This window comes from Acidovorax sp. NB1 (assembly GCF_005405905.1).
In the GTDB taxonomy this organism is placed as follows: Bacteria; Pseudomonadota; Gammaproteobacteria; order Burkholderiales; family Burkholderiaceae_C; genus Acidovorax.
In genome coordinates, this window is record NZ_BJHU01000004.1 from 1 (window position 1) to 14,227 (window position 14,227).

The 14,227-nt window shown below is 69.2% G+C and carries 13 protein-coding genes; 6 read left to right on the forward strand and 7 right to left on the reverse strand.

The features are described 5' to 3' along the window. A partial coding sequence (locus AvAM_RS01100; protein ID WP_137745376.1) for a DUF4158 domain-containing protein occupies nt 1–1,026 on the reverse strand: 1,026 nt, incomplete at its 3' end. A gap of 153 nt (nt 1,027–1,179) precedes the next feature. Here AvAM_RS01100 and AvAM_RS01105 point away from each other — a divergent pair. Beyond that, a complete protein-coding gene (locus tag AvAM_RS01105; RefSeq protein ID WP_137745377.1) occupies nt 1,180–2,319 on the forward strand; it encodes a citrate/2-methylcitrate synthase in 1,140 nt (379 codons plus the stop codon). Between the two features lie 46 nt (nt 2,320–2,365). Here AvAM_RS01105 and AvAM_RS01110 read toward each other — a convergent pair whose 3' ends face one another. The 3 genes from AvAM_RS01110 to AvAM_RS01120 all read right to left on the reverse strand — a co-directional run bounded on the left by AvAM_RS01110 (nt 2,366) and on the right by AvAM_RS01120 (nt 4,211). Beyond that, on the reverse strand, nt 2,366–2,650 hold the full coding sequence (locus tag AvAM_RS01110) for a DUF2798 domain-containing protein (protein ID WP_017404933.1): 285 nt from the start codon (nt 2,648–2,650) through the stop codon (nt 2,366–2,368). Further along, the gene (locus AvAM_RS01115; RefSeq protein ID WP_103738494.1) at nt 2,647–2,967 is read right to left on the reverse strand and encodes a hypothetical protein; all 321 of its coding nucleotides are present in this window, start codon (nt 2,965–2,967) and stop codon (nt 2,647–2,649) included. The genes AvAM_RS01110 and AvAM_RS01115 overlap by 4 nt, the downstream gene beginning before the upstream one ends. Before the next feature lie 353 nt (nt 2,968–3,320). Continuing rightward, nucleotides 3,321–4,211 carry a LysR family transcriptional regulator gene (locus AvAM_RS01120; RefSeq protein WP_108499579.1) on the reverse strand — a complete coding sequence of 297 codons (891 nt, stop codon included), beginning with the start codon at nt 4,209–4,211 and terminating at the stop codon, nt 3,321–3,323. 92 nt (nt 4,212–4,303) lie between these two features. Between AvAM_RS01120 and AvAM_RS01125 the strand changes: the two genes are divergently transcribed. The 5 genes from AvAM_RS01125 (at nt 4,304) to fahA (ending at nt 10,959) form a co-directional block, all read left to right on the forward strand. Then, nucleotides 4,304–5,920, forward strand: a complete 1,617-nt coding sequence (locus AvAM_RS01125) for an FAD-dependent oxidoreductase (protein WP_017404931.1) — start codon at nt 4,304–4,306, stop codon at nt 5,918–5,920. 39 nt (nt 5,921–5,959) lie between these two features. Then, on the forward strand, nt 5,960–6,955 hold the full coding sequence (locus AvAM_RS01130; RefSeq protein WP_017404930.1) for a tripartite tricarboxylate transporter substrate binding protein: 996 nt from the start codon (nt 5,960–5,962) through the stop codon (nt 6,953–6,955). A gap of 166 nt (nt 6,956–7,121) precedes the next feature. Further along, nucleotides 7,122–8,258: a porin gene (locus AvAM_RS01135; RefSeq protein WP_017404929.1), complete on the forward strand. Its 1,137-nt coding sequence runs from the start codon at nt 7,122–7,124 to the stop codon at nt 8,256–8,258. A 95-nt stretch (nt 8,259–8,353) separates the two neighbouring features. Then, nucleotides 8,354–9,640 (forward strand): homogentisate 1,2-dioxygenase, encoded by a 1,287-nt coding sequence (gene hmgA / locus AvAM_RS01140; RefSeq protein ID WP_026062256.1) that lies wholly within the window; start codon nt 8,354–8,356, stop codon nt 9,638–9,640. Next, the gene (fahA, locus tag AvAM_RS01145) at nt 9,637–10,959 is read left to right on the forward strand and encodes a fumarylacetoacetase (RefSeq protein WP_017404927.1); all 1,323 of its coding nucleotides are present in this window, start codon (nt 9,637–9,639) and stop codon (nt 10,957–10,959) included. Before hmgA ends, fahA begins: the two co-directional genes overlap by 4 nt. Before the next feature lie 55 nt (nt 10,960–11,014). Here fahA and AvAM_RS01150 read toward each other — a convergent pair whose 3' ends face one another. The 3 genes from AvAM_RS01150 to AvAM_RS01160 all read right to left on the reverse strand — a co-directional run bounded on the left by AvAM_RS01150 (nt 11,015) and on the right by AvAM_RS01160 (nt 14,126). Continuing rightward, the gene (locus tag AvAM_RS01150; protein ID WP_017404926.1) at nt 11,015–11,311 is read right to left on the reverse strand and encodes a hypothetical protein; all 297 of its coding nucleotides are present in this window, start codon (nt 11,309–11,311) and stop codon (nt 11,015–11,017) included. A gap of 405 nt (nt 11,312–11,716) precedes the next feature. Beyond that, nucleotides 11,717–12,883, reverse strand: a complete 1,167-nt coding sequence (locus tag AvAM_RS01155; RefSeq protein ID WP_026062255.1) for an ABC transporter substrate-binding protein — start codon at nt 12,881–12,883, stop codon at nt 11,717–11,719. A gap of 331 nt (nt 12,884–13,214) precedes the next feature. Beyond that, nucleotides 13,215–14,126, reverse strand: a complete 912-nt coding sequence (locus AvAM_RS01160) for a LysR substrate-binding domain-containing protein (RefSeq protein ID WP_017404924.1) — start codon at nt 14,124–14,126, stop codon at nt 13,215–13,217. Nucleotides 14,127–14,227 lie beyond the last annotated feature (101 nt).

A 14,227-nucleotide genomic window follows, 5' to 3' on the forward strand; every position in this document is an offset into this window, starting at 1 on the left:
CTGCGTGTCGTAGAGAATGTCCTTCAGCTTGACGCGCTCAGCACGCAGATCCACAGCACTTTCGGCCTGCTTCTTTAGGACCTTGCCAGAAGCCTTGTGATAAAGATCTGTGAGACATCGCGCACCGATGTCTGCGGCGAGATCGGTCTGATCCAAGAGGGTGACATGCAGGAAAGAAACTATGCGCAGATCGCGCTGGTCCTCAGAGAGAAACTTCGTCGCGGAGGGTGGACGATTGATCACCTCTTGGCTGTACGCCCTGAGACGATTCAATGGAATCGCCGACAGCTTCCACTTGTGAATTTGCAGTGACTTGAGGCACTCGATTTTCTTGGTGACCTCGCTCAGCGTGAGCTGCCCGTGCTTCCCTGGGGGTGTGCGCAGCCACTCCAGCACGGTGTGACCGCCAGGCCCTGATCGCTTGGAGAACGCGTGCGAGAGCGCCGCCTGAACCTGTTTGGGTGGCGCACAGGTGCGGATCGCAGCGATTGCGGCATTTTCCTGTTCAGCGAAGGCCATCCGCGCCATGTCGCGCAGTGTCCGGTCACCAGGCAGGACAAGCCGTCGATCAAAGAGCCAGTGTTCTGACTGGTGGATCAAGTCATCGACTGATACCGCTGAGGCGGAAAGCTCAGCCAGAGCATCGGCCAGGAGCGGCTTTGTGGCGTCGTCCACTACCGCGAAGCCAACACGTTCCCGAGCCCAGAGCTGGTGCTCGTATCGTGTGTCCTTGTCCTTGTACAGCGAGGTCACCGATGCGATGTCCGTCGCGTTCATGCCAAGCGCTGAGGTCAGGTACCGCAGCAGGACGGAGGGGATGCCTGAAAAGGCATCGGGGTGCCGCCCCGTAGCGCGCAACATGACCAATTGCACTGCGGCGCCAAGGCGTGCAGTTCCTCTGAACCGGGGCGGACGCAGCTCCTGGATGTCTTCAACACTCAGCCCAAAGCACTCTTCGACCTCCCGCTTAGATAGCGATTTGGGCAGGGTATCGGCGCCAACAAAACGTAGGTAGTAGCTAGACAAGCTGGTCCTCCCGTGGCTGGCGCGGTCGCAAGCCTGCTGCAGTCTACGTATTCGCTACTGATAATTCCAGACAATAAAAAATGCGGGTTAACCCGTAGCTCTTAACCGGGTTTTCTGCACGGAAAGTGAGATCACCCCAAGCAGCGCCCGGGCGTGAAGGCCAAGCTTTACCGCAAGGCCGACGTCGAGAAGCTCAGGAGCCGGGCCGTCGCCCGCTCGGGCGGGCCGCAGGTCTCCCAGTCGCTGCGCTACGGCGAGCCGATCGCGCAGACGTGGATCAGCGAGCTCACCGCCCAGGGCCCACGCTACCGGGGGGTGCTCGCGCGCGACCTGGTGCGTGACGGACGGTCGTTCGAGTTCGCGAGCGAGCTCATCTGGACGGGGCTGCCGCGCACCCGCGATGTCCCGTGGCCGGCCCCGCAGGACACCCGGCAGCCTGAGTCGCTGGTCCGCATGGCGCTGCAATCGGCCGAGCACGTCACGCCGCTCAAGCTCCTGGCGATGCTGACGACCTCGCTGTCCGCGTTCGAGCGGGCCGAGGACGACGTGGAGGCGGCCGGTTTCGCGGCCTGCCGCCGCCTGCTGCAGTGGCTGGCGGGCACGGCTGGCGTCTTCGGCCCCGAGCCGCGCTTCTCCCCGCCCCGCGACGGCGAGTTCGTGGCGCAGTGCGTCGCCCGCGGGCTGGGCCTGGGCGATCGGCCCGATGCCGTGCGGGCCATCGACGCCGCGCTCGTGATGTCCGCCGAACACGAGCTGTCGGCACCGACCTTCGCGGCGCGGATCTGCGCCTCGACGGGCGCGGACCTGCACGCCTGCGTCGCCACGGCGATGCTGACCCAGTCCGGGCCGATGCAGGTCGGGGGCGCCGTGGAGGTCGAGGCGCTCATCGACGCCCTGCCCTGCGGCCTGGCGCCCGAAGACGCCCTGCCGCTGGCGGCGGCCTCGGGTTTCAAGGGCAATGAGCTGCCGTGCTTCGGCCATCCCCTCTACGATGGGGAGGACCCGCGCTCGGCCGTGCTGCTCGAGCTCGTAGACGACCTCAGCGCGCACGGACCGGATCTGCCGAAGGTGCAGGCGCTGGTGACCGGCGCGCGGCAGGCGGGACAGCACCCGAACGTCTTCGCCGCCCTCGTGATCCTGTGCAAGGCGATGGGTCTGCCCAATGGCAGCGGCGCGATGCTGCATACCCTGGCGCGCACCAGCGGGTGGATCGCCCACGCGATGGAGCAGCGCCTGACGGGCGCCATGCTGCGGCCGCGCGCGAAGTACATGGGCCAGCACCTTCCGCGGTAAGGCAGCCCTCGGCCGCGGCGGGCGTGGGCGAGGAGGTTCCCTCCGGTCAGTCCCGCATCACGAGCGCTGCGGTGGCCCTGCGCACCAGAGGCAGCGCGAAGAGCAGCGTCGGGAAGGCGATGATCCATGACAGTGCCCACGCGCTGAGCCAGATGTAGAGAAAGCCGGGCGCCAGGCCGATGCTGCGCAGGGTCGACACGGCCGACACCACGAAGGTCATCAGGATCGAGAGCAGCAGCGGCATCACCAGCGTCGCGTAGGCGGCTGGCAGCTTGGCGAAGCCGAACACCGTGCGGGCCTGCGCCGCCGAAGGAGGACACTCGTTTTTCATGGGTAGGCCCGTGGTGTGTGGCCTGCACTGCCCTCGGGACTGCGGATGGCGCAGTCCGGACTGCCGTAGCGCCGGACGTTCCAGCACACGGCCATGGAACGCCCGCCCGTCATCCTGGCGTGGTTGCGGCGCAGCGGCGAAGCGCCGCATGCCGCGCGCCGGTCGCGGCTGCCGATGGCGGAGGTGTCCGCGCGGGAGGGAAGCCGCCGCGCGCTCAGGAAATGCACCGCTCCTGCTGCTTGCCGGTCCTGCGCGAAGGACTTGTCTGTACTGCGCCGCATCTGACCCTGGGCATCGGGTTGGTCCTTCGTCTGCATGGATCCTCCTTCATCGGGTTGTTTCGTTGCGCTGCCCAGCAATGGCAGCGCTATTGTTAGTTGCCAAACCAAAGTTACCCGGCGAGGGTGGAGGTGTCAACACGCAAAGCGAGCTGTCGCGGAGGCCGAAGAAAGAATACGCGGGTCCTCTGATGAAGGTCAAAGCGCGGTGCCGGAGGGACGCCTGCCCAGCGATCGCGGTTCGCGATGGGTGGGCATCCGCAATACGACGGCTCGCCGTCGAGCCAGCCTCAAGCCACGGGGAGAGCCCCGGTTCGCCGCCGGCATCGTTCGAGCGGGGTCGGCCGCATCCGGGCACTGGCTCCGCCGCACCCGAAGCCTGCCCGTCGGGCCTAGTCGAACGCGAGCTTGGCGAGCGTGCCACGCAGCCATTGGTTGGCCGGATCCTTGTGCGCCCTCCGGTGCCAGAACTGGCGCACGTCCGCCGCGGGAATGCTCAGCGGCACCGGCAGGATCTGCACGCCACGGGCGTTACGCGCCGCGTTGCGGGGCACGGTGACGACCAGGTTGGAGCGCTCGACGACATCCGCCGCGACGTGGTAGTGGGTCACGCGCAGGATGACGTCGCGCTTGGCGCGCATCTTCGAGAGCGCGCGCTCCACCAGGTCGTCCGCATTGCCCGTGGCCACGGCGACGTGCTGGGCCGTCAGGAACGCCTGCAGCGGGAAGCCGGGGCCGATGAACGGATGCCGCTTGCGCGCCAGGCAGCAGTAGGGATCGCCGAACAGGCGCTGCTGGTAGAAGCCCGACTTCAGAAAGGCGAGGTTGCCGATCGCGAGATCCGCCTCGCCGCTCTGCAGCAGTTGCTGGTACTGGTCGTTGGGCCGCCGCAGCGCCTCGATGCGCACGTGCGGCGCCTCCCGCAGCACCGCCGAGATCAGCCGCGGCAGAACGATGCCCTCCCCCGCGTCGGACAGGAGGATCTTGCACGTGCGCTCCGACGCCTTCGGCTCGAAGCCGTTCGGTCTTTCCAACGACTGCTGAAGGATCGCCAACGCCTGGCGGACCGGGCCGATGAGTTCGTCGGCCAGGGCCGTCGGCTCCATCCCGCCGGTGGTCCGCACGAACAGCGCATCGGAGCAGGCCTTGCGCAGCCGCAGCAGCGCGTTGCTCATTGCGGGCTGCGACAGGCCCGCGACGCTCGCCGCCCGCGACACATTGCGCTCGGCATAGATGGCGTCGAAGACCCGCAGCAGGTTCAGGTCGAACGTTTTGATATTCATATCCTGAATTCTATTTCTCTCCAATATCGATTAGACAATGATGAGCGTGCCGGTGATCATTTCCCCAACCAAACGAGAAAGGATGAGACCCCATGGGGACAGAGATCAAGACGCCCGTGCTGATCGTGGGCGGAGGGCCCATCGGCCTGTCGATGGCCATCGAGCTGGGATGGAGGGGGATCGAGTCGATCCTCGTGGATGAGGGCGACGGCACGATCGAGCACCCGCGCACCGGCCTGATCGCGGTGCGCACGATGGAGCTGTTCCGACGCTGGGGGCTGGCGCAGCGCGTGCGCGACTGCGGATTCCCGGACGACTACGACCTCTCGATGGTCTTCTGCACGTCGCTCAACGGGCTGCTGCTCGATCGGGAGAGCTACCCGAGCATGCGCGACGCGCCCACGCCGCCCGAGACGCCCGAGAAGAAGCAGCGCTGCCCGCAGCTGTGGCTGCAGCCCATCCTGACCGACGCCGCCCGCGCCGAACCCAGGGCCAGGCTGCTGTTCAAGCACCGCTTCGTCTCGCTTCAGCAGGACGGCGAGGGCGTCACGGCGACCGTCACCGACCTGAACACGGGCGAGCCTGTCACCATCCGCGCGGACTACCTGCTCGGCTGCGATGGCGCTACCAGCCAGGTCCGCGAGCAGGTCGGCATCAGGATGGAGGGCCGGCTGCTCAGCTACTCGGTGAACGTCCTGATCCACGCGCCGGGACTGGTGCACGAGCACAAGATGGGGCCGGCCGAGCGCTACCTCTTCGTCGGCCCGGAGGGAACGTGGGGCAATCTGACCGTCGTCGACGGGAACGAGATCTGGCGCCTGACGGTGCTCGGATCGGAAGAGAAGATGGACCTCGCGAACTTCGACCCCGCCGCCTGGGTCCGGCGCGCGCTCGGTCGCGACGACGTGGAGTTCGTGGTCGATTCGGCCATCCCCTGGCGGCGCAGCGAGATGCTCGCCGATCGCTACTTCGAGGGCCGCGTCGCGCTCGTGGGCGATTCCGCCCACACCATGTCTCCGACCGGTGGCATGGGCATGAACACCGGGGCGCAGGAGGTGCTGGACATCGGCTGGAAGCTCGAGGGCCTCCTCAACGGCTGGGGCGGCCCGGCCCTGCTGCGCAGCTACGAGACCGAGCGCCGGCCCGTCGCGCAGCGCAACATCGGCTTCTCCACGCAGAACTTCAGGGCCTGGCAGGACACGCCCAGCCCGGCGGCGGTGTGCGACCTGAGCGCCGAAGGCGAGCAGGTGCGCCGGGACCTCGGCCGGCGCCTGCGCGAGTCGACGCGCGTGGAGTGGGAGTCGCTGGGCCTGCAGATCGGCCACCGCTACGAGGGCTCGCCGATCTGCGTTTCCGACGGCACGCCCCCGACCCCGGACGAGTACTCGACGTACATCCCCACGACGCGGCCCGGCGCGCGCGCGCCCCACGTCTGGCTCAGCGACGGCCGCTCGACGCTCGACCTGTTCGGCCGCACCTTCGTGCTCCTGTGCTTCGACGGCGGCCTGCGGGGCGAGGCGGACACGCTCGCGCAGGCCTTTGCCGCCAGGGGAGTTCCGTTCCGCCTCGAATCCATCGAGCAGGCCGACGTGGCGAGAGCCTACGAACGCCCGCTGGTCCTGGTGCGTCCCGACGGGCATGTCGCATGGCGCGGCTCGCACGTGGAGCACGCCGGCCAGGTGGTCGACACGGTCCGCGGCGCCGCTTAGCCGCAAGCCCCTTCCACGAAACAAAAAGGAGACAACCCCATGAAGACTGAACTGCCCGGCCGCGCGATCAAGGCGATGGCCGCCGCCCTTCTCGGCTCGTGCATCGCACTGTGCGCACATGCCAACGGCTATCCCAGCAGGCCGGTCACGCTGGTCGTGCCCTTCACGCCCGGCGGCAGCAACGACGCCCTGGCGCGCACGGTGGGCCAGAAGCTCGGCGAGTACTGGAAGCAGCCCGTCATCGTCGACAACCGCCCGGGCGCGGGCGGCAACGTTGGCACCAAGCAGGCGGCCAAGGCGGCTCCCGACGGCCACACCCTGCTCGTCGTGGCCAACAATTTCGTCACCAACCCCTTCCTCTATCCGGACGGCCGCGCGGGCTACGATCCCGTGAAGGAATTCGTTCCCGTCACGCAGCTGGGCCGCGTGCCCTTCGTCCTGGTCGTCCACCCCGGCCTCGCCGCCAAGTCGACCCAGGAGCTGATCGCCCTGGCCAAGGCCCAGCCCGGCAAGCTGTCCTATGGGTCCGCCGGCGTCGGCACGCCGCACCACCTGACCGGAGAGCTCTTCAAGAGCCTGGCCGGCATCGACATGGTGCACGTGCCCTACCGCGGCGCGCAGCCCGTGGTCACGGACCTGATCGGCGGACAGATCCAGGTGCTCTTCGGCGTCGCGAACTCGGTGCTCCCGCACATCAAGACCGGCGCCCTGCGCCCGCTCGCGGTGGCCGGCGAGCAGCCCCTGCCCTACCTGCCAAACGTCCCGACCGTCGCCAGCGCGGGCGGCCCCTTCAAGGCCTTCCGCAGCGAGGTCTGGATCGGCCTGGTCGCGCCGGCGGGCACGCCGCCCGACGTGGTGGCCAAGATCGAGGAGGCGGCGGGCCGGGCACTGCGGGATCCGGCGGTCAAGGCGGCGCTGGAAGCCCAGGGCCTGGAGCCCGCCCCATCGACGCCGGCCGCGCTCCAGGCACTCATGCAGGAAGACATGGCGCGCTGGTCCAAGGTCATCAAGGACACCGGCGCACGCGCCGAGTGAGGCGCAGCGGCGAGGCCGGCGGCTGATCGCCGCCGCCGGCGCCGCCGCGCCGCCCTCTAACACCCGATTGCAGCTGGCTGACGGCGCGGAGCACCCGCCCGCCGGGCAGCGCATCGCCCGCAGCGTGGCCCGTCAGGCCCCATCCCATCACAACGAGGAGACAACCATGAAGCATTCCCTTTCCGCGGCGGCCGCAGGCCTGCTCGCGCTCGGGCTCGCACCCGCGCATGCGCAAGGAGGCGCGCCGGCGTCCGGCGTCACGATCTACGGCGTGGCCGACGCCGGGGTCGAATGGTCTAACAACGGCGCCGGCTCGTCCCGCCGGCTGGTGTCGGGCGGCGCGCTGGGCAGCCGGCTCGGCTTCCGCGGCGTCGAGGACCTCGGCGGCGGCCTGTCCGCGGTTTTTCGCCTGGAGCAAGGCATCAATCTGGACGATGGCACCCTGGGCCAGGGCGGCCGCGCATTCGGCCGGGAAGCCTCCGTCGGCCTGGCAAGCACCGCCTGGGGCACCGTGACGGCCGGGCGCCTGCCGACGCCCTACTACGTGGCCCAGTCCGGCGTCGACGCCTTCTCGTGGATGGGCAGCGGCGGGCATCTGGCCATCACGCGCAGCACCGACGCGACCCGCCAGCTGCTGCCCCTGGCCGTCAGCGCCCGCTTCGACAACGCGGTGGGCTACGTGACGCCCAGGCTGGGACCGCTGACGTTTCGCGCCATGGCCGCGGCCGGGGAGAATCAGCCCACCATTGGACGCGCCTACAGCGCCTCGGCGACCTACCGCAACGGTCCGGTCGACGCGGTGCTGGCCTGGGCACGACAGCAGGGCGCGGACAACGCGAACGGCCGGATCGACGCCGTCGTCGCCGGGGGCAGCTACGACTTCGGCGCCGCCAAGATCTTCGCGGGCTACACCGCGGAAAAGAACAGCTGCGGCACCTGCACCGGCGCGCTCGCCCGCGCCCAGGGCGTCACGGGCGCCGCGGCCAGCGAGTTCCGCCTGATCAACCTCGGGGCCCGCGTGCCCTTCGGTGCCTTCACCGCCATCGTGCAGGCCGTGCGGATTTCCGACCGCTCGGCCTACGCGGCGGCCACCGGCCAACGGGACGCCACATGGCTGGCCATCGGCGGCGAATACACGCTCTCCAAGCGCACGATGGCCTATGCCTCGCTGGGCGCGGTCGGCAACCAGAACGGCTCGCGCTACGCGCTGGGTTCCGGATCGGCCCAGCAGCCCGCAGGGCTCGGGGGAGCGGGCGACCACCGTTCCACCACGCTCACACTGGGCATGCGCCACGCGTTCTGAACAGACACGGCAGACGCCCAGGTCGTGCGCTCAGGCGCCTGCGTGGCGCAGGAGCGCCGCCGCATGTTGAATCAAACCAAGGACAGGCCATCGCCATGACTGAACCACAACCCGCCTACCAGACCGGCATGTGCAACGAGTTCGCCACCGAAGCCCTCCCCGGGGCGCTCCCCCATGGGCGCAACTCCCCGCAGCGCGCGCCGTACGGCCTGTACGCCGAGCAGCTCTCCGGCACGGCGTTCACCGCGCCGCGCCACGCCAACCGCCGCGCCTGGCTCTACCGCATCCGGCCTTCGACGCTGCACCATCCTTTCGCCCTCGTGGATGCGGGACGGTGGACGAGCCGGGCCGGCGACGGCCCCGTGACGCCCAACCAGCTGCGCTGGGACCCGCTTCCTATGCCCGAGCGGCCGACGGACTTCATCGAGGGCATGACGACGATGGCGTGCAACGCGTCCTGCGCGGTCCACCTCTATGCCGCCAACCGGTCGATGGAGACGCGGTTCCTGTACGACGCCGACGCGGAGCTGCTCCTCGTGCCCCAGGCTGGTCGCCTCGAGCTGGCAACGGAAATGGGCCGTCTGCAGCTCGAGCCCCAGGAGATCGCCGTGATCCCCCGGGGCGTGCGCTTCCAGGTGCGGCTGCTGGACGCCCAGGCGCGGGGCTACGTGTGCGAGAACTTCGGCGCCGCCCTCAAGCTGCCGGACCTCGGTGTCATCGGCTCCAACGGGCTGGCGAATCCCCGGGACTTCTGCACGCCGGTCGCGGCCTACGAAGACCGCGAAGGCGACTTCGAGCTGGTCGCGCGCTTCCAGGGAAACCTGTGGAGCGCGCGCATCGGCCACAGCCCGCTCGACGTGGTCGCCTGGCATGGCAACCACGCGCCCTACAAGTACGACCTGCGGCGGTTCAACACCATCGGCTCGATCAGCTACGACCATCCCGATCCGTCCATCTTCCTGGTGCTGCAGTCCGTCAGCGACACCCCGGGCGTCGACACCATCGACTTCGTGGTGTTCCCGCCGCGCATCCTCGTGGCCCAGAACACGTTCCGGCCGCCCTGGTACCACCGTAACGTCGCGAGCGAGTTCATGGGGCTGATCCACGGGGCCTACGACGCCAAGGCCGAGGGCTTCGTGCCCGGCGGCGCGTCCCTGCACAACTGCATGAGCGCGCACGGACCGGATGCCGACACCTTCGCCAAGGCCAGTGCCGCTGACACCTCCCGGCCGGACTACCTCACCGAGACGATGGCCTTCATGTTCGAGTCGTGCGACGTCTTCAGGCCGACGACGTTCGCCCTGGAGACCGCCCAGCTGCAGGAGGACTATTTCCGCTGCTGGCAGAACCTCGGGAAGCACTTCGATCCGGCGCGGCCATGACGCGGGTGAACGAAACCCACGCGCCGGACCTGCGCAGCTGGGTCGGGTCCGCGAACGAGGACACGACGGATTTCCCGATCCAGAATTTGCCCTTCGGCGTCTTCCGCCGGCGCGGCTCCTCCGGGCCGTTTGGGGGCGGCGTGGCCATCGGGGACCAGATCCTCGACCTGGCCGCCGCGGCCGCCAGCGGCGCACTCGCCGGCGATGCGCGGGATGCCGCGGTGGCCGCCTCGCGCAAGCGCCTCAACGACTTCATGGCCATGGGGCCCGCCGCGTGGTCGGCGCTGCGCCTGGCGCTCTCGCGCGCGCTGCGCACGGGAGCCACGGAGCGCGGCAGGTTGGAGGGATGCCTTCTTGCCCAGCGCTCGGCCGAATACGCCCTGCCCGCGGCCATCGGCGACTACACCGACTTCTACATCGGCATCCACCATGCCACCGCCGTCGGCCGGTTGTTCCGGCCGGACGCACCGCTGCTTCCGAACTACAAATGGGTTCCCATCGGGTACCACGGCCGCAGTTCCTCCGTGGTCGTCAGCGGCGAACCGATCTACCGCCCGCTCGGCCAGAGCAGGGCCGAGGCCGGCGACCCGGAATTCGGTCCGAGCAGGCGCCTGGACTACGAACTGGAGCTCGGTTTCCTGGTGGGCCCGGGCAACCGGCGCGGCGAGCCCATTGCCATCGGCAGCGCCGAGAGCCACCTGTTCGGGGTCGCGCTGTTCAACGATTGGTCGGCGCGCGACATCCAGCCCTGGGAGTACCAGCCGCTGGGGCCCTTCCTGTCCAAGAACTTCGGCAGCACGCTCGCCCCGTGGGTCGTGACATTTGAGGCGCTGGCGCCGTTCCGGGCCGCTTGTCCGCGTGCGCCCGGCGACCCCGAGCCATTGCCCTATCTGAATTCCGAACGGAACCGGGCCAGCGGCTCGGTCGATGTGCAGCTCGAGGTGCTGCTCCAGACCGAGGCGATGGCCCGGTCGGGCCTGCTGCCAGCGCGCCTGTCGCGCTCGAGCTTCGTGGAGGCCGCCTACTGGACCCCCGCCCAGCTCGTGGCCCACCACACGGTCGGCGGCTGCAACCTCGCGCCTGGCGACCTGCTCGGATCGGGCACGCTGTCCGGGCCACATCCAGAACAGGCCGGCTCGCTCCTCGAGCGGACTGCCGGTGGACGGCAGGCCATCGCCCTGCCCTCGGGCGAGCACAGAACCTTCCTGGAGGACGGCGACACCGTCATCCTGCGCGCCTGGTGCGAACGCAGCGGAGCGCGACGCATCGGCTTCGGCGCATGCGCCAGCACCATCCACGCGCCGAAGCGCGCACCCTAGCCTCGCCGCGCGCTGCCCTGCACTGCCAAGCTGGCACCCGGGCGCGTCCTGCAATTCAGCGGCGAGGCAGGTTGGGACACTCGCTGACCGGCGTCGTGTGCCCGGCCGCCAGGCGCTGCGCGCATGCCGGCGCGTGGTCGCAGAACGTGCACCGGACTTCCGCCGCCCGGGTCGCCGGCAGGTCGTCCTGGGTCCTTGCCGCCTGCACCTGACGCCGGGCGGTGAACTTCCGCAGTTCCAGCGCGCCGGGATGCCGGAGCCTCCACCACTCGGGTTGCAGGTTCAGCCACAGCAGCGTGGCCGCACCGCCAAGAAGCGTCAAAATCACGAGAATCCCCAGAAGCTTGTCCATGATCGTTCCTTTCTGCCATCGTCGGCGGATGCAGGCTGGGCGGCCCTGCAGGTTCTGCCGTCTCCGCAGGCGCAGGCGATTTTTTGTTAGTCGCCTAACTATTAATCTAGGCCTGCCGCGGCCGGCCGTCAACCGCCGCGGGCGGCGTCCTGGACGAATGTTGATCTCGCGCAAACCCGGACGCACCCGCGCCGCCCTCCGACGCGGGGGATCCGCGGGTACGGCCGGAAGCGATCCACCGCTGCGGCCCTCCTCTCCCGCCGGCGGATGTCGTGCGCCGCAGACCCATCCGCGCCCCGAGGCACATGCAGGTACGGCCGGGGCACATGGCCGGTCGCTCCACGCGCGGCGGCGCGGCCGCCAATGCGCAGCGGCGCTGGGATCCGAGCCGTCCCGGCCGCGTACTCAGCGCAGCATGCGTCCGTTGTGCGTCATCACCAGGATGTCGGCCACGTCGATGCCGCTGGCGATCTTTCCCTCGGTCGGCGCGGAGAAGGAGACGCCGCCGAGGGACACCCCCTGCATCGCGCGCAGGGTGGCCTGGAGCGCGGGGCGCGTCAGCCCGGGTGCGCGCCGCAGGCCTTCCAGCAGCACCTGCGCGTTGATGTAGCCTTCGAACGAACTGAGGGACAGCCGGTCGTAGTTCCGGGCCTTCATCGCTGCCTGGTATTCGCGCGCCAGGGGAAGCAGCGTCGCATAGGGGTTCGGCACGACGCTGGAGAAGGCCGTGCCAACCGCATCGGCGCCCACTTGCTCCCACACCGAGCGCTCATCGACCGTGGAAAGGCAGACCATCTGCGCCCACAGTTTCGTCGCCACCTTGGCGCGGATGGCGGCGATCCCGGTCGCGGTCACGCCACCGACCACTACTACGTCGGCGCCGCTGCGCTCGATGCTCCGCGCCTGCTCGGTGTAGTCGGTGGCGTCCCGCGCATAGGGCACGGCGGCGACGAGCGGCAGTCCCTGCGCCTTCAGCACCGACTCGAACTGCGCGCGGAACGCCGTGCCCGAGTTGTCGGTCGCGTGCAGCACGGCGAAGCGGCTCCGGCCAATGGTGGGAAACAACGCGGCGATCGCGCGGGTCTCCGCGTCGAACGTCGCTCGCACATGGGTGACGATCTCGGTCCCCGGGCGGCGGAATGCATCGTTTCCGTGCAGCACGCCGACGATCGGCACGCCCGCGCGGGTCGCCGCCGGAATGGCGGCGCCGATGATCGGGCCGCCGAACAAAGAGGTCACCGCGACGACGGATTCCCTTGCCGCCAGCGACCCGATGGCCTCGACGGTCTTCTCGGCCTGGTACCCGTTGTCGATGGCCAGGAGCTTGACGGGCTGCCCCCGGATCCCTCCAGCGCGGTTCGCCTGTTCGAGCGCTCCGTCCACGCCCTGCCTGATCATCTCGGCCTGGCGCGCCTGTCCTCCCTGCAAAGGAAGCAGCATCGCGATCTGGATCTCGCGCGCCGCCGCCCGCGCTCGGAACGGCAATCCGACGGCCGCCGCTGCGAGCACCCCTCCGATGCACGAAAAGGTGCGGCGCCGCGCTCGGTCGGTACCCGTAGGTTCAGTGTTCATTGTCTGCCTCTCTCCATCATTGGTGCGCGCGATCGGTGCCGCAGCCCCACGCCGGCCGGTCGCGCTGACTTTTTGCGAGGCGACTCTAAACACTTTGTCGCGCGCTTGATAGATTGAGTCTCAGTCAATGTGAGTCCGCCGCGCGGGTGCGACTTCCGCACGGACAGAGGCCTGCATCGCCGGGCGGGGTACTGCCCGCATGCGTCCTGCATCTCGCCGAGGGCGGCTGCGCCGCACCGGGCCATATGCGCCGAAAGGCCGTGGCCTGCAAGGCTGTCACCACGGACGGCCCGGCGGGCATCGGACACGCCGAGCCGGGCCGACCGGGCCTTCACGCCGGCCGGAGGACTTCGGAGACCGTCAGCCGCACCAGGTCCAGCGTGGTCTTCTGGACCTGCGTGGCGGGGCGTTGCAGGCTGGTCGCCAGGGACAGCGCTATGCGCAGCGGCGGCGCACCGATGACCTGGGCGCTGTAGGCAGAAGGAACAGGCGAATTGAGCAGCGCGTTGCGCGGCAGCACCGCGTACCCGGCCCCGTCGGCCACCATGTCCAGGATGGCGGCGACCCCGTCGATCTCCAGCGCGATCTCGGGCCGGCAGCCGATGAGCGCCATCTCGGCTTCCACGTGCATGCGGATCGCGTTGGGGCGCGAGGGAATGACCAGCGGCAGCCGCGCGAGCTCGGCGAGCGCGATGGGGCCGGGCGGCGGGTCCTCGGCCAGCCCGCGCGGGCGGGCGCGCACGAGCAGCAGATCCTCGTCCATGAGGTGCGACACATCCACATCGCGCACCGGCTGGCCGTTGTAGAGCACGACGATGTCCAGGCGACCGCTGACCAGTCCTCTCAGGAGTTCGCTCGAAAGCCCTTCGCTGATCGAGAGCCGAGCCTCCGGCAATTCCTTGCGGAAGGCGCGCATGAGCGGCACCGCCATCGCGCGCGCCACGCTGCTGGGCAGCCCGATGGCGACGGCGCCCGAGACGCCGCCGCGCAGGCGCTCCATGTCCTCCCGCGCCCGGGCCATCTGGTGCAGGATGCCCCGCCCATGGTCGACCAGCAACCGGCCCGCCTCCGTGGGCGTGACGCCGCGGCCATTGCGCACCAGCAGGTTCTGGCGCAGCTCCACCTCCAGCAGGCGCACCTGCCGGCTCAGGGCCGACTGGGCCATGCCGAGGGCCGCCGCGGCATGGGTGAAGCTGCCCATTTCGGCGACCCGCACAAAGTACTCGAGCTGCTTCAGATCCATCGACAAATGAGATATCTGGTAGACCAATCCGCCACTTCTTGTATAGCTGGAATTGCAGCAGAATACCCCAAAATACTTAGCCACCAAACAATCCTATGAAT

Excerpts from the sequence above, each read along its gene's own strand:
- AvAM_RS01110 (WP_017404933.1), bottom strand. The coding sequence starts at position 2,650 with ATGAAAAACGAGTGTCCTCCTTCGGCGGCGCAGGCCCGCACGGTGTTC.
- AvAM_RS01115 (WP_103738494.1), bottom strand. The coding sequence starts at position 2,967 with ATGCAGACGAAGGACCAACCCGATGCCCAGGGTCAGATGCGGCGCAGT.
- AvAM_RS01120 (WP_108499579.1), bottom strand. The coding sequence starts at position 4,211 with ATGAATATCAAAACGTTCGACCTGAACCTGCTGCGGGTCTTCGACGCC.
- AvAM_RS01125 (WP_017404931.1), top strand. The coding sequence starts at position 4,304 with ATGGGGACAGAGATCAAGACGCCCGTGCTGATCGTGGGCGGAGGGCCC.
- AvAM_RS01130 (WP_017404930.1), top strand. The coding sequence starts at position 5,960 with ATGAAGACTGAACTGCCCGGCCGCGCGATCAAGGCGATGGCCGCCGCC.
- AvAM_RS01135 (WP_017404929.1), top strand. The coding sequence starts at position 7,122 with ATGAAGCATTCCCTTTCCGCGGCGGCCGCAGGCCTGCTCGCGCTCGGG.
- hmgA (WP_026062256.1), top strand. The coding sequence starts at position 8,354 with ATGACTGAACCACAACCCGCCTACCAGACCGGCATGTGCAACGAGTTC.
- fahA (WP_017404927.1), top strand. The coding sequence starts at position 9,637 with ATGACGCGGGTGAACGAAACCCACGCGCCGGACCTGCGCAGCTGGGTC.
- AvAM_RS01150 (WP_017404926.1), bottom strand. The coding sequence starts at position 11,311 with ATGGACAAGCTTCTGGGGATTCTCGTGATTTTGACGCTTCTTGGCGGT.
- AvAM_RS01155 (WP_026062255.1), bottom strand. The coding sequence starts at position 12,883 with ATGAACACTGAACCTACGGGTACCGACCGAGCGCGGCGCCGCACCTTT.
- AvAM_RS01160 (WP_017404924.1), bottom strand. The coding sequence starts at position 14,126 with ATGGATCTGAAGCAGCTCGAGTACTTTGTGCGGGTCGCCGAAATGGGC.